Source organism: Rhodoferax lithotrophicus, from assembly GCF_019973615.1.
In the GTDB taxonomy this organism is placed as follows: Bacteria; Pseudomonadota; Gammaproteobacteria; order Burkholderiales; family Burkholderiaceae_C; genus Rhodoferax; species Rhodoferax lithotrophicus.
Genome location: NZ_AP024238.1, coordinates 683,595 through 702,934, shown reverse-complemented (window position 1 = coordinate 702,934; position 19,340 = coordinate 683,595). Strand labels below are relative to the sequence as shown.

Genomic DNA, 19,340 nt, shown 5'->3' with positions numbered 1-19,340 from the left:
TTTCACGAAGTTTATTTGTGATTAATACGAATTTACACGAAGTGATTGGAACTTTATAGTTCCTGGCGTGTCACATTCACAGACACTGATAGGAGTAACCGATATGCGATTAAGTACCAAAGGCCGTTTTGCCGTGACCGCCATGATTGACGTGGCCCTGCGTGAAAAGCTAGGCCCTGTGCCGCTGTCCGACATTGCCGTGCGCCAGCAAATTTCGCTGTCGTACCTGGAGCAAATGTTCAGCAAATTGCGCCAGCAGGGGCTGGTCAGCAGCACCCGCGGGCCAGGCGGTGGCTACACCTTGGGCCAGCGTGCCGATGCCATCACCGTGGCGGACATCATCAGCGCGGTAGAAGATGCCCCACCCAAACTGAACCCGAAAGAAGACATCAACACCCAGGACATGGCGCAAGACTTGTGGGATTCCATGAATGCCAAGGTGCTGGACTTCATGCAGTCCGTCACGCTGCGCTCTCTGGTGCTGGAGCAATTGGCCAAAGGTGTGAAGATTGAACAAAAACCAGCGCCCAACCGCGGTGTGTTCAAAAAACCGGTGCACGTGCCGATTCGCACCAATGCCCCCAACTCGGTGTTTGCACTTGGGCAAACGCTGCTGGCCAGGGGGTGAACCCCTCACACGGCAAGCCTGTCGTGTGATTTGAGTTCGCGCTGCCGTCTATGCAGCGTGATTTGAAGAAGTGTGAAGCCCACCGATAAGCCGGATTCTGTGCACCAGGGTTGCCCCCGGTGTGACTGTCATTAATCTGGGCCACGGATCACTCCGTGGCTCGGTGCTACCTACCCGCCAGCTCTGGGGGCCCCATCAACGCTGGCCTACTTGGTATTGCTGCGCGTAGAGATTGCCCGTTTCACCCGAATTGAATCGGCTCGTCTCTGTTGCTCTGATCCTCACCTTATACCCAGGCCTTGCGGCTCAGGTTTTCAGTGGACAGCCGTTAGCTGCTACGCTGCCCTATGCAGTCCGGACGTTCCTCCAGTGCCTTGTTTCCAAGATTGCACCAGCGACAGTCTGGCGGGCTTCACAGGCCACATTATCGCGGCTGAATCTGGCTTAGACCCCGTGCTTCTAACCTTATACCCAAAACAGTTGATCAACTGGTTCAAAATGATCGGTTCATCAACCTGAGGAGCCTGAGCCCATGAAAGCCGACAACATCCTGCAAACCATTGGCCGCACACCCCATGTGCACATCAACCGCCTGTTTGGTGCGGGTCACAACGTCTGGATCAAGTCCGAGCGCAGCAACCCCGGCGGCTCGATCAAAGACCGTATTGCCTTGGCCATGGTGGAAGCGGCTGAGCGGTCTGGCGAATTACAACCCGGCGCGACCATCATCGAACCCACTTCGGGCAACACCGGTGTCGGTTTGGCGCTGGTGGCTGCCGTCAAAGGCTACAAGCTGATTTTGGTGATGCCCGACAGCATGAGTGTTGAGCGCCGCCGCCTGATGCTGGCATATGGCGCGTCGTTTGACCTGACCCCGCGCGAAAAAGGCATGAAAGGAGCCATTGCCCGCGCCTACGAGTTGTCACTCACCGTGCCAGGCTCATGGATTCCACAGCAGTTTGATAACCCGGCCAACATCGACGCGCATGTGCGCACCACAGCACAGGAAATCCTGGCAGATTTTCCTGACGGCATCGATGCCCTCATCACCGGCGTGGGAACGGGCGGACACTTGTCCGGCGTGGCCCAAGTGCTGAAAGCCAAATGGCCGAACTTGAAAGTGTTTGCGGTAGAGCCCTCTGCGTCACCAGTGATTTCCGGCGGAGCCGCCGCGCCGCACCCGATCCAGGGCATTGGCGCGGGATTCATCCCGAAAAATCTGCGCACCGAGTTGCTCGACGGGGTGATTCTGGTCGAGGCCGAAGCGGCCCGCGAATACGCCCGGCGTAGCGCCACCGAAGAAGGCATGCTGGTGGGAATTTCCAGTGGCGCGACACTGGCCGCCATTGCGCAAAAACTGCCTGACCTGCCACCCGGCGCGACGGTGCTGGGCTTCAACTACGACACCGGCGAGCGCTACCTGTCGGTGGAAGGTTTTCTGCCGGTGTAAAAGCCTCTTTAAAATGTGCGGCTTCTGCTTGATAAACACAAGCCCACTGCACATTCATCATGATTCGACTCTCTGAACTCAAGCTCGCACTGGATCACACCCCAGAGGAACTACAAGCCCTCATCCAGCACACTCTGGGCATTGCCGCGACCGACCTGAGCCACTGGCACATTTTCAAACGCAGTTTTGATGCCCGCAAGGCGCAAGTGCGGGTGGTGTACATCGTGGATGCCGAGCTGGCTTCCCCCTCACTTGAGGCCAGCTTGCTGCTGCGCCACGCCGGCAACCCGCACCTTCAAGCCACGCCGGACATGACTTACCGGCTGGTGGCGCAGGCTCCCGCCGATTTGAAACTGCGCCCTGTGGTGGTCGGCTTTGGCCCCTGCGGCATTTTTGCTGCCCTGATTCTGGCCCACATGGGCTTCAAACCACTTGTGTTGGAGCGCGGCAAGAAGGTGCGTGAACGCACCCAGGACACCTGGGGCCTGTGGCGCAAACATGTGCTCAACCCGGAATCCAACGTGCAGTTTGGCGAAGGCGGCGCGGGCACGTTCTCAGACGGTAAACTCTGGAGCCAGATCAAAGACCCGCGCCATCTGGGGCGCAAGGTGATGGAAGAACTGGTCAAAGCCGGGGCACCACCCGAAATTCTGGTCGAGTCACACCCGCACATTGGCACTTTCAAGCTGGTCAAGGTGGTGGAAAACCTGCGTGAGCAAATCATCGCCCTGGGCGGCGAGATCCGCTTTGAGCAACGGGTGACCGATGTTGAGGTGGAAGCCGGGGCACAGGGCCGCCAGTTGCGTGGCCTGACCGTGCTGGATCAACACAGCGGCCAAAGTTACAGCCTGCGGGCCGACCAGGTGGTGATGGCGCTGGGCCACAGCTCACGCGACACCTTTGCCATGTTGCATGAGCGTGGCGTGGCGATGGAGGCCAAGCCGTTCTCGGTCGGTTTTCGCATTGAGCACCCGCAAAGTGTGATTGACCGGGCCCGCTGGGGCCGCCACGCCGGACACCCCAAACTGGGTGCCGCCGACTACAAGCTGGTGCACCATGCGCAAAATGGCCGTGCGGTCTACAGCTTTTGCATGTGCCCCGGTGGCACGGTGGTGGCCGCCACCAGTGAGCCGGGCCGGGTGGTGACCAATGGCATGAGCCAGTATTCACGCAATGAACGCAACGCCAATGCCGGCATGGTGGTGGGCATTGAGCCGGTGGACTACCCCCAGGATGTAGCCACATTTTGTATGGCTTTTGGGCCTGCAGCCGGGATGAAATATGCGCAGGAAGCTATTCAATCAATAGTCTCCAATTCACCTACCGTGCATCCCCTGGCGGGCATCAATCTGCAACGCCAACTGGAATCGCAGGCCTTTGTGCTGGGCGGCGGCAATTACGAAGCCCCTGGGCAGTTGGTGGGTGAATTCATTCACGGCGAGGCCTCAAGCAGCTTCGGCTCGGTGCTGCCTTCGTACAAACCGGGGGTCAAACTGGGCGATTTGCACCAGGCCTTGCCCGACTACGCGATTGCCGCCATGCGGGAAGCGCTGCCAGCCTTTGGCCAAAAAATCAAGGGCTTTGACATGCCCGACGCGGTGCTGACCGGTGTGGAAACCCGTACCTCGTCGCCCTTGCGTATTCCGCGCGGCGATGATTTTCAGAGTCTGAACACCCACGGGCTGTATCCGGGGGGTGAGGGCGCAGGCTATGCGGGCGGGATTTTGTCGGCGGCGGTGGATGGTATCAAGCTGGCTGAGGCGCTTGCAAAATCCACGGTTTAATATCAATTGAATAGCTGTCAGCGCTTAATTGACAAGCGCTAGAGGCCCCTAAAGCATCAAGACCTGTCTTGGCGCGACAGGGCTTTCACGGCACACGCTTGTGTGCTGGCAGCACAACCACGGGGAGCATTCTCCGGCTCGAAGCCCCCCACATCAACCCAGGCACGCCCAGGCAGCAGCCACCACGCTGCTGGCATCCACCCCGAAGTGGGCACGCAAGGCGGCGCGGGTGTCGCTGCAGCCAAACCCATCGGTGCCCAAGGTGACATAGGAACGGCCTGCGGGCAGATAGGCGCGGATGCTTTCCGGCACCGCGCGCACATAGTCTGTGGCGGCGATGATGGGGCCCTGGCTGTGCTGGAGTTGTTGGGTGATGAACGGCACACGGTCGCTGGCACCCGCATGGTCTTGTGCGCTGCGCTGGCTGCAGGCCAGGCCATCGCGGGCCAGTTCGCTCCAGCTGGTGATGCTGAACACCGTCACATTCACCCCTTGCGCAGCCAGGCGTTGCGCCGCCTTGATCACCTCGGTCAGGATCGCGCCGGAGCCCAGCAGGGTGATATTTTCAAGCTTTTCAGGGCTCTGGTCATTGTCAGACAAGCGCTGATAGCTCTTTAATTTATAGCATCCTTTGATCACATCGGTGGCGACGCCAGTGGGCAGATCCGGCTGGGCGTAGTTCTCGTTCATCAAGGTGATGTAGTAGAAAACGTCCTTTTGTTCGACCAGCATCTCGCGCATGCCGTGGTCCAGAATGACGGCCAGTTCACCAGCAAATGCCGGGTCATAGGCTTTGCAGTTGGGGATGGTGGCCGCCGCCAGGTGGCTGCTGCCGTCCTGGTGCTGCAGACCTTCGCCACCCAGGGTGGTGCGCCCGGAGGTAGCCCCCAGCAGGAAGCCACGGGCACGCTGGTCGGCAGCGGCCCAAATAGCATCACCCACGCGCTGGAAGCCAAACATCGAGTAGTAGATGTAGAACGGCAGCATGGCCAGGCCGTGTACGCTGTAGCTGGTGGCTGCAGCCGTCCAGCTGGCCAATGCACCGGCTTCGCTGATGCCTTCTTCCAGAATCTGGCCGTCCAGGGCTTCCCGGTAGCTCAGCACCGAACCAATGTCTTCCGGGGCATAACGCTGGCCGACGCTGCTGTAAATGCCGACCTGTTTGAACAGGTTGGCCATGCCGAAGGTGCGGGCCTCATCGGCCACGATGGGTACCACACGCGGGCCCAGCTGCGGGTCTTTGAGCAGGTTGCCCAGCATGCGCACAAAGGCCATGGTGGTGCTCATTTCCTTGTCGTTGGCCTGCAGCGCAAACTGGGCGTAGCTGGCCATGTCCGGCACCAGGACCACCGGGGCGCTTGCATACCTTTGGGGCAAAAAACCACCCAGTTTCTGGCGCTGCTGGTGCAGGTAACGCATTTCGGCGCTGTCTTCGGCGGGCTTGTAGAAGACCAGGTTTTTCACCTGCTCGTCACTCATCGGCAGGTTGAAGCGGTTGCGAAACGCGATCAGGTCGGCCTCGTCAAACTTTTTGTGGCTGTGCGTGGTCATGCGACCCTGGCCACTGCTGCCCATGCCATAGCCCTTTTTGGTGTGCGCCAGAATCACCGTGGGCTGGCCACGGTGCTGCGCGGCTGCGGCATAGGCGGCGTAGATTTTGACCAGATCGTGGCCGCCGCGTTTGAGGTGGTCAATCTGCTCATCCGTCAGGCCCTGGGCCAAACGTGCCAGTTCGGCATTCTGGCCAAAAAAGCTGTCGCGGTTAAAACGGCCATCTTTGGCGGCAAAGGTCTGCATCTGGCCGTCCACGGTGTTGGCAAACACCTGGGTCAACGCACCACCCACATCGCGGGCGAACAGGCCGTCCCAGTCGCTGCCCCAGATCAGCTTGATGACGTTCCAGCCCGCTCCGGCAAAGAGTTTTTCCAACTCGTCAATGATGCGGCCATTGCCGCGCACTGGGCCATCCAGGCGCTGCAGGTTGCAGTTGACCACCCACACCAGGTTGTCCAGCCCCTCACGGGCGGCCAGGGTGAGTGCGCTCATGCTTTCGGGTTCGTCCATTTCACCGTCGCCAAACACGCCCCACACTTTGCGGGCCGAACAGTCCAGCAACTGGCGGTGCGTCAGGTAGCGCATGAAGCGCGCGTGGTAGATCGAGCTGATCGGGCCAATGCCCATGGAGCCGGTGGGGAACTGCCAGAAATCAGGCATCCAGTACGGGTGCGGGTAGCTGCACAGGCCGCGTGCGCCCTGCCCGGTAAGGGCCCGCGGCGCGGTCAGCTCCTGGCGGTAGTAGCCCAGGTCTTCTGCACTCAAGCGGCCCTCCAGAAAAGCCCGTGCATACACACCGGGTGCACTGTGTGGCTGAAAGAAAACCAGGTCGCCCAGATGCCCACGGGCTTCGTTGCGGGCATGAAAGAAGTGGTTGTAGCCGGTCTCAAACAAATCAGCGGCACTGGCGTAGCTGGCAATGTGGCCACCGAGCTCGCCATAGGCCTGGTTGGCACGCACCACCATGGCCAGGGCGTTCCAGCGCATCAGCGAAGCCAGCCGTTCTTCAATGGCCAGGTCACCGGGGAATACCGGCTGCTGATCGACCCCGATGGTGTTGACATAGGGTGTGGCCAGCTCAGGCTGCCAGCCCACGCGCTGGCTGCGCGCCTGGCGAGCCAATGCGTCCAGCATGAAGCGGGCACGCGCCGGGCCGTGGTTGGCCAGCAGCGCGTCAAAAGCCTCGCGCCATTCGGCAGTTTCCTGCGGATCGATGTCGGGCTCGGGGGATGGAGGTGTGGTTGATTCACGCATGGCCAACCTCAGGCCTTGTCTGCCTGATCCAGCGCTTGCTGAATATCGGCCAGCAGGTCGTCCATGTCTTCCAGCCCGACCGACAAGCGCACCAGGCCTTCGCTGATGCCGTGGGCCTGGCGTTCTTCCAGCGTGTAGGTGGCGTGCGTCATGCTGGCCGGGTGCTGGGCCAGGGTTTCGGCATCACCCAGGCTCACGGCACGGGTCACCAGCTGCAGCGCATCCATGAAGCGGATGCCCGCCTGCAGGCCGCCCTTGAGCTCAAACGCCACCATGCCGCCAAACTGGCGCATCTGCCGCTTGGCCAAATCGTGCTGGGCAAATGTGGGCAGGCCGGGGAAATGCACCACGGCGGTGGCGGCATGGGCTTGCAGCAACTCGGCCACTTTTTGCGCACTCTGGCAATGGCGATCCATGCGCAGGGTCAGGGTTTTCAGGCCACGCATCACCAGGTGGGCATCTTGCGCGGACATGACCGCACCGGTCATGTCTTTCAGGCCAAACACACGCACCCGCTGGGCCAGTTCGGCATCGGCAAAGATGGCGGCACCCGCCATCAGGTCGCCATGACCACCGAGGTACTTGGTCATGGAATGCACGCTCACATCCGCCCCCAGGCACAAAGGCTGTTGCAGGTAAGGGGTGCAATAGGTGTTGTCCACCACCACCCGTGCCCCGCCAGCATGGGCGATGGTGCAGACGGCGGCAATATCCACCAGGCGCATGTTGGGGTTGGCCGGTGATTCAAGGTACACCACCCGTGTTTTTGGGCCCATAGCCTGGGCCACCTTGGCGGGGTCGGTCATGTCGACATGGCGCACGGTGACACCAAAGCGGGTCAGGCCGTGGTTCAGGAAAGCAAAGGTGCAGCCGTACAGCGTCAGGTCGGCCAGCACCTCGTCACCCTGCTCCAGCATCGACCACAGAGTGGCCGTCACCGCCCCCATGCCCGAGCCGAACACCACCGCACCAGCGCCCTCCTCCAGGCTGGCCAGACGTGCCTCCAGCAACGCCAGGGTGGGGTTGCCGACCCGGGTGTAAAAGTAGCCCGGCTCGGTGCCGGCAAAGCAGCGCCCGCCATAAGCGGCATCGGGGAACGCATAGGTGGCCGAGGTGTAGATCGGCGGCACCAGTGCGCCCTGATGTTGCGCCGGGGTGTAGCCAAAGTGGATGGCGCGGGTGCTGAAACCGGTTTTCTTGTGGGGTGAAGTGGGCATGATGTGTTCCTGAAAAGGCGAGACTTTGAACCTTGTGACAAGGGAATTTTGATCTTGACCACGCGGAATAAAATGGCTAATTTCCCTGATAAAAACGGTATTTTTAGAATAAATTGCCCTATATATATCTAAAGAAAGATTTTTATGCTCATGGACTCTTTGAAGCTGGATTCGGTTGACCGTCAACTGCTGGAGGCCTTGCAGGCGGATGGGCGAACCACCATTGGTGAACTGGCTGAAAAGGTCTGCCTGTCACCATCACCTTGCTGGCGGCGCGTCAAGCAGCTGGAAGAATCGGGCCTGATCGAGGGTTACAACGCCCGCCTGAGCCGCCGTAAATTGGGCTACGGGGTAACCGGCTTTGTGCACTTGCAGATGGAAAACCACACCCCGGAGGCGGCAGAGTCTTTTGAGCGGGCGGTGGTGGCGTTGCCGCAAGTTCTGAGCTGCCATAACTTGTCGGGTCGTTATGACTACCAGTTGGAGGTGATTGGTGTGGATCTGGAAACCTTCGCTGAATTTGTACGTACCCACATCCGGGCACTGCCCGGTGTGCGCGAGATTTCCACCAGCTTCTCACTCAAGGAGATCAAGCGGGTGATCGCCATTCCCATCTTGTAAAGGCCGGAGGGCCTGTGTCAAAAAACAACCACACAACGACACAGATAAGGGTAAACCCTTATACTAAACTTACAAATTTCCAGGAGGACTCACCATGTCCATGCTCTTGCAGCTTATCAAGCTCACCAAATCGCTCATGCCTCACATCACGCCCCATCAACAGCTTGATGAGGCATACCTTTCTGAATCAGCCGATATCTATGACCTGGAGCACAGAATGCGTGAACTGGACCAACGCAGTCGCCTCGATGCGCATGGTCTGGCATACCGTCTGCACTTGTCATGAAGGAGTCACCCATGAATAACCAGCCAAACACCGATGCAATTCATGTTGCAGAAAAACTCCACCATGCAACCTCACTCGCACTTGCCCAGCCTTTTGACTTGGCACGTTCGTTATACGCCATGGCGGTGCGTCTTGGCCTGATTGAGAACTCGCTGCTCAGTAGCGCAAGGTTTGGTCGCGATATCAGTTCGCTTGAAAAGTTGACCTTGGGCCCTTGGGCTCGTCAAGTTTGATACGCACCCTTCAGACCAGTTCCTTGAACGCGCTCTTGAATTCACCTACTTGACGTTGGGTTGCATTTCTTTCAAAAGTACCCGGCTATCCAGGTCGGCGTACGATCAGACTCTATAAAATCCTCGGTGTCCGGTCATGCGTGGTTCAGTTCACATAAAGACAACAAACTCTGTGTGAACAAAAGAACCCAAAACCATGGTCGGCACAGGACTATTCCGTATTAGTCGCTTAACCCCGACAACGTCAACCACCACGTCAGAGTTACCTTCCTCACGCCAGCATTCATGTGCAGGCCACGGGAAGCTACGCTCACGTAGACAACCGTCACTTATTTTTAAGAAAGGGAACCTTTGGGTTCCCACCCTCATTGCTATGAACAACCCTATGAAAAAGGACGAACTCCACTCGGAACTGGACACGCTGGTCGCCACTCAGGCGGGGCTCATGGCCATTGTTGGCTCCCTCATGGCCACGCATCCCGAGTACGAGAAATTTCAGCTGCACCTCACCGGTTTGTTAGAAGTTCTGTTGACAGGAGAGGCTGGAAAAAATTTCTCACCCAAACAGCGCCAACAGGCACGTGATTTTGTCGAAACCCTTCAGCATCTCAATAAGGCCCCTTCAAAAATTGAGCCTCTCGCCGAAATGCCGAATTTGTAGTCTGGATGACAGGTCGCCCAAAATCCAACGACCCTAAATCGACGTGAATGCTTGATGACAGCGCGCTTTACTCGACAAAACTCACTTGACCAGCCCCATTCTTTTCAACGGATCGAACGTTGGGATTCCCGGAAATTCCAACGTTTCCAGACCCGGATAACACCACGCGAGCCTCCTGGCTGGCTTGGGCAGAAATGTTCCCAGAGCCAGACAAGGTGACTGTGACCGATTTGGACTTCACTGAAGAGGACTTGATGCTGCCCGAACCACTGAGGTCAAGCACCAGCGCGTCCACTTGCCCCGCAACAGAAATATCGCCAGACCCGCTCAGGGTTGCGTGGATGGCGGGCCCTTTGGCACCGGTCATCTCGATGCGGCCAGAGCCTGTGATGTGAAGTGTGTCAAGACTTGGCCCCGTCATCACCAGTCGGACGGGTTCGTTGGGAAGCATGACCCCATGAACCTTGATGATGAGAATTCCGCCTTCAACGCTGGTCACAATGAGAGGCAACACATTTTTTTGCGCACTGATACTGACCGATTGCGCCCCACCAACCGTGTAGACCACGTCACCACTCGGTGCCTCTAGCCGAATACCGTTGAATGGGCGTACTTTTCTGGCTTCCGTCACGGCAACCCCGTGACCCGCGACATCATTGGAGCCTGCCACAGCCTGCGCATGAACAACGGCTGGAAATCCGGCCAATCCAACCATACAAGCAAAAATGCTTGTTGCATGCTTGATCCCGTTGCTTGTGAAGAACATGGTTTTTCCTGAAAGTGCATTTTGGGGACAACCATGGTAACGGCTCCCATAACGCGCGGCAGTGCCTGAACGCCCTATACCCCCACAGAAATGGGCTATTCCGGGCCCCCTCAAAGCAGACGGTGTTCAACATGACCCAACCCGTATGGTCTGCCCGGCGTACAAACGGAATTACCATGCTGGTTTAGCCAAAACACTAGGAAAACACACCATGAATTTGATCAGGATGACCGAAGACGGCCACATCGGCACCATCTGGCTGGACAACCCCACCAAGCTCAACGCACTGAGTCATCAGCTGGTGGAAGAAGTGATGGAGGCCCTTAAACACCTGGAAAACACCAAGGCACGGGTGGTGATCCTGCGTGCGCAGCCGGGCAGCAAGGTCTGGTCTGCCGGGCACGATGTGAATGAGCTCCCGACCGATGGCCGTGACCCGCTGGGCTGGAGCGACCCCTTGCGGGAACTGGTGCGCACCATTGAAAATTTCCGCGCACCCGTCATCGCCATGATCGACGGCGGTGTCTGGGGCGGCGCGGTGGAAGTGGTGCTGGCCTGCGACATCATCATTGCCACGCCGCAATCCCGCTTTGCCGTGACCCCGGCCCGCATGGGCGTGCCCTACAACGTCAGCGGCATGATGACCTTCATGAGTGCGGCCAGCTTGCGCATCGTCAAGGAGCTGGCTTTTACCGCCGCCCCAATCACGGCGACTCGGGCCGAACATGTGGGCATGATCAACCATGTGATTGAAGCCCCCGAGCTGGAAACCTTCACGCTGAACATGGCGGCCACCATTGCCGCCAACGCACCACTGAGCATTTCTGTGATGAAGGAGCAATTGCGGGTGCTGGCAGGGGCCAAGCCCCTGACACCGCGTGGCTTTGAAAAAGTTCAGGGCTTGCGTCGGCTGGTGTACGACAGCCAGGATTACCAGGAAGGTATTCGCGCCTTCAAGGAAAAGCGCCAACCCCAATTCAACGGCAGCTGAGGGCGCAGCGGTTGCGGGTCGAGCCCTGCAGGCGGGGGCAACCACCCGCCTGCAGATAGCTGGCAAGGTATTTACCAACAACCAATAGGCCTCAAGCCCTTTATTCACATGCGTAAGCAGCTACACAAAAAATAGCAAAATAAAGTCTTATGCGCCAACCGCCGCCAGAATCGCTGTCAGCAGCTGCCAGCATTGCGCAACTGATGCCACCTCCACCGATTCGCCGGGTGCATGGGCCCCGCGAATGGTGGGCCCGAAGGACACCATGTCCAGCTCCGGGTACTTGCCGCCGATGATGCCGCACTCCAGCCCGGCGTGGATCACCTGGGTGCTTGACTCAGCCCCGAAGGATGCTCGGTAGACCGATTGACACAAGGCCAGCAACGGCGAGGCGGGGTTGGGCCGCCAGCCCGGATAGGGGTCCGACAGTGTGGCGGTGACACCGGACAACGCCAGCAGGCTGATGATTTCGTTGGCCCGCTCCAGACCGGCACTGTCCACCAACGAACGCACCATGAAATTGCACGCCCCGCCCTGCGGATTCAAATCGACCACCCCCAGGTTGTTGGAGGTTTCCACCACCCCGGGCACCTGCACACTCATGCGATGTGCGCCATGTGGTGCGGCATGCAGCGTGGCCAGCCAGAACGCCTGATCGGCAGGGCTCATCACCTGATCCAGCACCCACGGCTGGCAGGAAACACTCACGCCCTCATCCACACCAGCGAGTTCCTGGCGGAATTGCGCCTGCAAGCGGGCCAGTTCATCGCCCACAGCAACAAGCGCCTCGGCTGGCAGGGTCAGGGTGGCAAAGGCTTCGCGGGGCAAGGCATTTCTGGCCGATCCGCCTTGCAGGGTGGACAGCCGCAGATGCCATCGGCGCTCCAGCTGGCGCAGGCTGCGCACCAGCAGTTTGATCGCGTTGCCCCGGCCTTCGTGGATGTTCACGCCGGAATGCCCGCCGCGCAGGCCGCTCACCTCCACGCGCACGGCCACCTGTCCATCGGCAAGCGCCTCGGCCTGCCCTGCACGCTGCACATTCACGTCCACCCCACCGGCACAACCCAGGTAAAACTGACCCCATTCCTCGGTGTCCAAGTTGAGCATCAGCTGGCTTTGCAGCACACCGGCAGCCAAGCCCTGCGCACCGCCCATACCGGCTTCTTCATCGACGGTGAACAAGGCCTCAATGGGCCCATGAACCAGCGTGGCATCTTCCAGCACGGCCAGTATCAGCGCCACGCCAATACCGTTGTCCGCGCCCAGCGTGGTGCCTTCGGCGATCAGCCAGCCATCACGCATCACGGGGGTGATCGGGTCGCGCAGGAAATCATGCGGTGTATTGGCATTGTTCTGGCACACCATGTCCAGGTGAGACTGCAAGACCACGCCGGGACGTGATGCGCATCCGGCGCTGGCGGGCTTGCGCACCATCAGATTACCCACCGCATCGACCAGTGTCTCCAGGCCACGGGCCTCGGCCCAGTTTTTCAGATGCGCCACCAGCGCGGCCTCACCTTTGGAAGGGCGGGGAATAGCGCACAGGGTGGCGAAGTGGGCCCAGACGCTGGCGGGCTGCAAGGTATTAAAGACGGAAGGTGTTGCTTGGGTGCTCATAAAGTTTGTCACCCGCCAGCAGGCGGGTCAAAAGGACAGAATCGGCTATTGTGTGTCAGATGAAGACCGTCGGCGGGTTCGGGCAAGGGCCCGGCGAGCTGATGGGGCACGGTGCAGTGCGCCGGGTTTGTACGCCTGTGCCCTGTACCCAGGGGACTTTATGGCGCAGCGAAAATGACCAGCATGCACACTTTTACCCGTTTCCCCGCACCCGCGCGCGGCTGGCTTGTTCCTGGCTTGCTGGCGATCCTGGCGCTGGCCGGCTGCACCGCCACGCCCAGCGTCGAACCCAAGGCACCCGCACCATCCACACGTGTCACCCAGCCCGCACAAGTCACCACCAACGAAGACGCGCACAGCCAGAAGTTTGCCCTCTGGGTGGCAGAGTTCAGCGCCAGCGCACGCGCAGCTGGTATCAACGAAGCCACGCTGCACAGCGCTTTCGACTCGGTTCAATTCCTGCCGCGCGTCATTGAGCTAGATCGGGCCCAGCCGGAATTCACCCGTCCGGTGTGGGACTACCTAGACAACGCGCTCTCCATCCAGCGCATCACCCGTGGCCAGAACAAACTGCAACAGCTGCACCCCCAAGCCGATACCATTGCGGCGCGTTATGGTGTCCCGGCCGAAACCATCCTGGCCATCTGGGGCATGGAGAGCAATTACGGCAGCAACTTCGGCCATATCCCGACCATTGATGCCCTGGCCACGCTGGGTTTTGAGGGGCGGCGCGAGGCCTGGGCACGCAGCCAGTTGCTGGCCGCCTTGAACATTCTGCAAAACGGTGACATTACGCGTGCGCAGATGATCGGCTCGTGGGCCGGAGCCATGGGCCAGACGCAGTTTCTGCCCGCCAACTTTCTGGCCTATGCGGTGGATGCTGACGGTGATGGCCGCCGCGATCTGTGGGGCAGCACCGCCGATGTGATGGCTTCAACGGCCAATTTCCTGGCCCGCTCTGGCTGGCAGACCGGCCAGCCATGGGGCGCAGAGGTGCGTTTGCCGCCGGGATTCGACTACGCACGCGCCGATGAGCAGGTGCGCCAGTCAGCCACCGCCTGGGCCAACGAAGGTGTGAGATCGATGGACGGCACGCCACTGCCCGCGCTGGCCGACAGCACCATCTGGCTGGCCGCCAACGCAGGCGGCCCGGCCTTTCTGGTCGGGCCCAACTTCCGCACCCTGCTGCGCTACAACAACTCCACCAGTTACGCGCTAGCCGTCAGCCTGCTGGCGCAACGCCTGGCCGGTGGCCCAGCGGTGCAGACCCCCTGGCCGCGCGATCTGCAGACCTTGACACGCAGCCAGTTGCTGGCCCTGCAAACCGCACTGAATGCCCGGGGTTTTGACTGCGGCACACCCGACGGCATGATGGGCTCGGCCACACGGCGCGGCATTCGTGCGTACCAACGCAGTCAGGGTCTGCCAGCGGACGGCTACCCCAGTCTGGAACTTTTGCAGCAATTGCAGCAAGCCAACACCAAGCTGCCTTGAGACGGTTCAGGGCCACGCGCTTGTGCGCCAACAGCCCGGTTTGCTAAGGAGTTGAGCAACCATAACCTGAACAGTTCGACCACTAAACGAACGATGTTTGCGGGTTGTCCAGTTCCGATGCCTGCCGGGGGCTGGCCTTGGCCAAAGCCATCCAGAGCGCAAACGGCAGCTGGCTGACCGTTCGCTTGGGGGCCATGCGGGTCACCTCGAACTGATCGTTTTGAAAAACCATCACCCCACATTCCACCGGGATTTCATTCGGCTTGGCAATCGGATGGCCGCTGCGGTCACAGCCCAGCACATACCAGCACTGGCCCCCCAGCTCCAGGTAGGCGGCGCGCTTTTCCGGGCGCTTCAAATCTGCCAACAAATCAGACCGGTTGACCTTGATCTCATGCACCACTGGCTCCAGGTAGTCCTGGCGGGAACTGTTGCGCATGGAAAACACGTCTGGCTGGCACGTTTTCCAGAGGCTGTCATCGCCTGATCCAGCTGCCACCTGGGCCCGCAGATTCAAAGCCGTCCAAACCAGGCGACCATCGCGCAGCATGCACTCCACCACTTTTTGCACCAGGGTTTCGTGCGCCGAACGCGCCTGGCGGTTGCCCTGCGTCGCACGCGCCAGATGGGTCAGGCCTGCATCGGTGACGCGCACCAGCTCGTGACCACTGTCACGTGTGCTTCGCTCCAGCAGGCCTGCGGCCAATAGCTCGATTTCCACCAAGTCCTGATACGGCCAACCAGCAGAGCGGTACACCTCGCGCAGCCGCTGAGTGTGAATCCGCTTGAGGGTGATGGGCTGATCGAGAGGTGCTGTCATGCCATTCCTATTGATACTGATGTTTTGTACAGCATTTTACTGATCAAAATCAGACACCAATCAGAACGCCCCTGACTCGAATGCCTGCTTGGTAAGCTCCAATCGGCCCAAGTCAAATCCTTGTGCCTTTAGCCGACCGAGCAAACTGTCCAAGGCACCTGACGCAACCTTCGGGGTTCGCGACAAGACCCACAGGTACTCGCGCTTAGGCTCACTCACAGCAACCAGTTGATAACCGTCATCAAGGTCAACAACCCAGTAGTTGCCCCATACAAACGGAAGTATGGATAACCAAGCAGGGGCAAATCGCACCTGAAGTTGAGGGGAAGTGGCTGACCCTATTTGGCGCGCTTCGCCAATGGCCTCATCCATCACGCCAGTTTCCAGTCGGCATTGATTCGTGACTTGAACGCGGCCATGAGCTTGAAGTTGGTAGTGAGCCCGGGTGTCAGCAACACACTTCTTTTGAAACCTGTTGGGGTACTTGGCGATTTCATACCAGGTGCCCATGTAGCGCGGCACGTCCAGGGACGGGATGGTGGTCAACGGGGTTGGTGGCTGGGCTGAAGCACCAACAGCATGGCCCTGCGCCAGGGCAGACGTCCAGTGAGTGCAAACAAGGATGACAAGAATAAGATTTTTCATGATGCATTGTCTCTTTTGGCATAAAGCCATAGGCTGACCTGCTGATGGAGAGTTTTCTGGTCATCAAAATTTTGTGACTACCTGCACCTCGTTTGCAACCAGGAGACCAAAGTTCAGTTGGCATGGCTGTGTGCTGCGGGATGATTGAGAGCGCCCTACTCGGTACGATAGCGCAAGGACACGTCTGATCTGGATGCATGTGACGGTGATGTCAAGATAAACCGCCGTTTTAATCGATGCTTGAAATGCCCAGCTTTACCCTCAGCTAGAGGGCCATGCCGGTGGACGTTTGAAAGAATTCAAACCAACACTTCAACAATCAACTTCTAAGGATCACTCATGCTTTTTGAAGCTTTTGACTTGGGGGGCACCCACCTTGCCAACCGCACCGTCATGGCACCGATGACGCGCAGTCGATGTTCACACAACAATGCACCCGATGCACTGGTTGCCAAATATTACGAGCAAAGGGCCAACGCTGGTTTGATTGTGACCGAGGGTACCTCACCCTCCCCCAATGGCGTGGGTTATGCCCGGATTCCAGGGCTCTACAACGAAGAACAGGTTCAAGGCTGGCGATTAGTCACCGACGCGGTTCACCAAGCTGGCGGCAAAATCTTTGTTCAGCTCATGCACACCGGAAGAGTTTCCCATCAGGACAATCTTCCCGCCAGCGCACACGTTGTGGGTCCGAGCGCCGAGGTCTGCCCTGGCGAGATGTGGACGGACAAAAGTGGCATGCAGTCACATACGGCGCCTGTTGCAATGACAGAGGCAGATATCGCAAAGGCCATTGCTGAATATGCCACTGCCGCCACATTGGCAATCAAGGCAGGATTTGACGGTGTTGAGCTCCACGCAGCCAATGGCTACCTGATGGAGCAGTTCCTCAACGCCAATGTCAACAAGCGCACCGATGGTTACGGCGGAAGTGCCGACGCACGTAATCGCTTTGTCCTTGAAGTTGCTCAGGCTTGTGTGGCTGCCATTGGGGCAGACAAGGTTGGCATTCGGATTTCTCCGTACGGGGTGTTCAACGGAACCGGTGCCTTTGACGGCGTAGAAGACCAATTTTTGGCTCTGACTAAAGAATTGTCGGCCATGGGACTGGTATACCTGCACCTGGTTGACCACTCGGCCATGGGTGCACCGCCCGTCCCGGCTGAATTGAAAACAAAGTTGCGTACGGCCTTTGCTCAAACTTTTATTGCGGTTGGTGGCTTCGATGCCCAAAGCGCAGAGAAGGTTTTACAAGTCAAAGGGGCCGACTTGATTGCTTTTGGTCGACCATTTATTTCAAATCCAGATTTGGTCGCTCGTATGAAGTCTGGTGCCACGCTGGCAGCACCCGACATAAGCACCTTCTATACACCTGGTGAAAAGGGTTATACGGATTACCCGGCGCTATCGAGTTAAGTGAAGGCCGTGCGAAAGGGGGGCTTGAAGACTATTCGTGACCAGTTGCCCAGCAGCATGCATGACAGCCAGCAAGGCAAGAGTACGATGAACTGGCGCGACTTCAACTTCGCACAGACATAAACAGCCACGGAGCGCTCAACGCGTCAGACATGCCAGGAGCTGGTGCGGCAAGTCACCCAGCCCGCGTACAGCCCGACAGGCGTGCACACCCAGTGCCCGTTGCATCACCCGGTGTTCTTCCAGCGAAGCTGTGTCGCCCCCCTGCACATTGAGGCACGACACCGCAATGCCGCCACGCCGAGCCTCATGCACCGCATGCTGCAGATCCTCAGGCAGGTAACGCGAGTCATGGACATCCACATCGTGCGGCTGACCGTCCGTGAGCAGCAATACATGCGGGCGGGAATGACCGCGCAGTATCCAACTGGCATGGCGCAACGCGGCACCCATACGGGTCGACCATTCGCCTTGCACGCCAGCAAGGCGTGCCAATGTATCTGCCGAGTCAGCCCTGTCGGCAAAGCCCTTGACACGCTGCACGCGCACCTGCTGGCGCATGTTCGAGGCAAAAGCCTGCACCGCACACAGATGGCCAGCGTACTCCAGCGCGGTGGCCGTGAGCAGGGCCGATTCACACAATACCTCCAGCAGCGTTGCTTTGGCATCCGCAGAACTCGCGAATGCTGCGGGCCGCAGGGTAGAGACAGAGGCATCCAGCAGCACCAGCACGCACATGGGCTGCGGCGCTCGCAAGGGATGCAGATAAATGTGCGGATCGGGCTGGCGGCGCAGGCGCTGGTCGGTGGCCGCGTGCACCAGCGCATTGAGGTGAAAACGCTCCCCCTCGGCAGCCCGACCGGCCACTACCTGCGTATGAGCCATGGGCAGGCCCTGTTGCAGCACGCGCTTGATACGTGCCAACAACGCTGCATGGCGTGCCAGGGCCTGACTCAAGGCCTGCCGGGCCTGTGGCGTGCCAGCAGGAGCTTCCTCTTCGTACACCTGACACCACTTGGGGCGCACACGGCGGATAAGCCGATCCCACTCGCCATAAACCGCTGTAGGCCGCGCAACAACGGGCTCGGTCGGCTGTTCCAGCGGCTGAGGCGCTGGGCTGTTGCTGTCGCCCTGCAACTGCCCCTCTTGCGGGTTGCTCTGGGCACTCAGAGGTGTGGTAGCTGGGGGGGCTTCTGGGTCAGGCCCCCAGAGGTGGGTATTGTCATCGCGGTAGGCAGGCTCCACCACGTAGAGCTTGGCGTTGAAAGGCATGCGCATCTGGCCCACATCATTGCCCAGCAAAGATGCCACCTGGCGCATACCCTCGGACGTGGCCGGAGCCGCATGAAAAAGCGTGCAAGCCTTGTGCACCCAAGGGTGTAGATCAGTGTAGTGTGGGTCCAGCAGGCTGCGCTGAATGCGTTGCAACAGGGCTTCAAAGGTATTTCCGCTGTGCACATCTGCCTGGTGCCATGGAAGCCATAGGGCGCGCAGACCGGGCAGCTCGGTAATCGCCCGTGCCTCAACTCGGGCATCCTCCAAAGTCCCCACCAACGCAAGCTGGATGGGCTTAAGCTTGCCGCGCGCTTGCGGCGCATCACCATAAGCCAGATGCGCGCAGGCATGTGCCACGGCGGCACGCAGAAGCTGAGGCTGATTCCAGTGCGTCGGCAAATACAGCGTGGGCGTGAGGACTACCGCAGAATGGGTGACCAGCACTGGCCGCTGACGGCGTGCTTCGTCCGCTACCGTTGACTCGGACAAGCCTTGAGCAGCCGGGTGGGTCAGTCGTGCAAAGTGTGGAGCCACGTTCCACAGCGCACGCACATAAGGCGGCAGGTGACGGGCAGCAGGCTGAGTGTCGCCTAGGGTGGCTGTTGTAGACGGAGTCCGGGTAGCCATC

At 59.4% G+C, this 19,340-nt stretch carries 17 protein-coding genes and 1 other RNA gene; 10 read left to right on the top strand and 8 right to left on the bottom strand.

All coding sequences use genetic code 11. The features are described from left to right. Positions 1-103 precede the first annotated feature (103 nt). The gene (locus tag LDN84_RS03265; protein WP_223908109.1) at positions 104-628 is read left to right on the top strand and encodes an Rrf2 family transcriptional regulator; all 525 of its coding nucleotides are present in this window, start codon (positions 104-106) and stop codon (positions 626-628) included. Positions 629-698: 70 nt separating this feature from the next. Here LDN84_RS03265 and rnpB read toward each other — a convergent pair. Beyond that, positions 699-1,042, bottom strand: an RNA gene (rnpB, locus tag LDN84_RS03260) — RNase P RNA component class A. 118 nt (positions 1,043-1,160) lie between these two features. Between rnpB and cysK the strand changes: the two genes are divergently transcribed. Both cysK and LDN84_RS03250 read left to right on the top strand, forming a co-directional pair. Then, positions 1,161-2,078, top strand: coding sequence for a cysteine synthase A (cysK, locus tag LDN84_RS03255; RefSeq protein ID WP_223908106.1), 918 nt, complete (start codon positions 1,161-1,163; stop codon positions 2,076-2,078). Between the two features lie 59 nt (positions 2,079-2,137). Continuing rightward, positions 2,138-3,862 (top strand): NAD(P)/FAD-dependent oxidoreductase, encoded by a 1,725-nt coding sequence (locus tag LDN84_RS03250; RefSeq protein WP_223908103.1) that lies wholly within the window; start codon positions 2,138-2,140, stop codon positions 3,860-3,862. 153 nt (positions 3,863-4,015) lie between these two features. Here the strand turns inward: LDN84_RS03250 and mdeB are convergent, their stop codons facing one another. Together mdeB and LDN84_RS03240 are read right to left on the bottom strand one after the other, a co-directional pair. Then, a complete protein-coding gene (gene mdeB / locus LDN84_RS03245) occupies positions 4,016-6,670 on the bottom strand; it encodes an alpha-ketoglutarate dehydrogenase (protein ID WP_223908100.1) in 2,655 nt (884 codons plus the stop codon). A gap of 8 nt (positions 6,671-6,678) precedes the next feature. Further along, positions 6,679-7,887 (bottom strand): methionine gamma-lyase, encoded by a 1,209-nt coding sequence (locus LDN84_RS03240; RefSeq protein WP_223908098.1) that lies wholly within the window; start codon positions 7,885-7,887, stop codon positions 6,679-6,681. 144 nt (positions 7,888-8,031) lie between these two features. Here LDN84_RS03240 and LDN84_RS03235 point away from each other — a divergent pair, with 144 nt between their 5' ends. The 4 genes from LDN84_RS03235 (at position 8,032) to LDN84_RS03220 (ending at position 9,688) form a co-directional block, all read left to right on the top strand. After that, positions 8,032-8,508 (top strand): Lrp/AsnC family transcriptional regulator, encoded by a 477-nt coding sequence (locus LDN84_RS03235; protein ID WP_317134826.1) that lies wholly within the window; start codon positions 8,032-8,034, stop codon positions 8,506-8,508. A gap of 94 nt (positions 8,509-8,602) precedes the next feature. Further along, positions 8,603-8,794 (top strand): DUF3563 family protein, encoded by a 192-nt coding sequence (locus LDN84_RS03230; RefSeq protein WP_223908095.1) that lies wholly within the window; start codon positions 8,603-8,605, stop codon positions 8,792-8,794. Then, on the top strand, positions 8,791-9,027 hold the full coding sequence (locus LDN84_RS03225) for a hypothetical protein (RefSeq protein ID WP_223908092.1): 237 nt from the start codon (positions 8,791-8,793) through the stop codon (positions 9,025-9,027). Before LDN84_RS03230 ends, LDN84_RS03225 begins: the two co-directional genes overlap by 4 nt. 385 nt (positions 9,028-9,412) lie before the next feature. Beyond that, the gene (locus tag LDN84_RS03220; protein ID WP_223908089.1) at positions 9,413-9,688 is read left to right on the top strand and encodes a hypothetical protein; all 276 of its coding nucleotides are present in this window, start codon (positions 9,413-9,415) and stop codon (positions 9,686-9,688) included. A gap of 67 nt (positions 9,689-9,755) precedes the next feature. Here LDN84_RS03220 and LDN84_RS03215 read toward each other — a convergent pair whose 3' ends face one another. Continuing rightward, positions 9,756-10,454, bottom strand: coding sequence for a GIN domain-containing protein (locus tag LDN84_RS03215; protein WP_223908087.1), 699 nt, complete (start codon positions 10,452-10,454; stop codon positions 9,756-9,758). Positions 10,455-10,665: 211 nt separating this feature from the next. Between LDN84_RS03215 and scpB the strand changes: the two genes are divergently transcribed. After that, positions 10,666-11,445, top strand: coding sequence for a methylmalonyl-CoA decarboxylase (gene scpB / locus LDN84_RS03210; protein ID WP_223908084.1), 780 nt, complete (start codon positions 10,666-10,668; stop codon positions 11,443-11,445). Between the two features lie 147 nt (positions 11,446-11,592). Here scpB and LDN84_RS03205 read toward each other — a convergent pair whose 3' ends face one another. Beyond that, a complete protein-coding gene (locus LDN84_RS03205) occupies positions 11,593-13,062 on the bottom strand; it encodes an aminoacyl-histidine dipeptidase (RefSeq protein WP_223908081.1) in 1,470 nt (489 codons plus the stop codon). A 183-nt stretch (positions 13,063-13,245) separates the two neighbouring features. On the opposite strand from LDN84_RS03205, the gene LDN84_RS03200 reads away from it, so the two are divergent. Then, entirely contained in the window at positions 13,246-14,556 is a 1,311-nt protein-coding gene (locus tag LDN84_RS03200) for a lytic murein transglycosylase (protein WP_223908078.1), read from the top strand. An 82-nt stretch (positions 14,557-14,638) separates the two neighbouring features. Here the strand turns inward: LDN84_RS03200 and LDN84_RS03195 are convergent, their stop codons facing one another. Both LDN84_RS03195 and LDN84_RS03190 read right to left on the bottom strand, forming a co-directional pair. Then, the gene (locus LDN84_RS03195; RefSeq protein ID WP_223908076.1) at positions 14,639-15,376 is read right to left on the bottom strand and encodes a hypothetical protein; all 738 of its coding nucleotides are present in this window, start codon (positions 15,374-15,376) and stop codon (positions 14,639-14,641) included. A 60-nt stretch (positions 15,377-15,436) separates the two neighbouring features. Further along, positions 15,437-16,021, bottom strand: coding sequence for a lipocalin family protein (locus tag LDN84_RS03190; protein WP_223908073.1), 585 nt, complete (start codon positions 16,019-16,021; stop codon positions 15,437-15,439). Positions 16,022-16,360: 339 nt separating this feature from the next. On the opposite strand from LDN84_RS03190, the gene LDN84_RS03185 reads away from it, so the two are divergent. Beyond that, positions 16,361-17,437, top strand: coding sequence for an alkene reductase (locus tag LDN84_RS03185; RefSeq protein WP_223908070.1), 1,077 nt, complete (start codon positions 16,361-16,363; stop codon positions 17,435-17,437). Positions 17,438-17,575: 138 nt separating this feature from the next. Here LDN84_RS03185 and LDN84_RS03180 read toward each other — a convergent pair whose 3' ends face one another. Then, a complete protein-coding gene (locus tag LDN84_RS03180; RefSeq protein WP_223908068.1) occupies positions 17,576-19,339 on the bottom strand; it encodes a nitric oxide reductase activation protein NorD in 1,764 nt (587 codons plus the stop codon). Position 19,340: the final 1 nt, after the last annotated feature.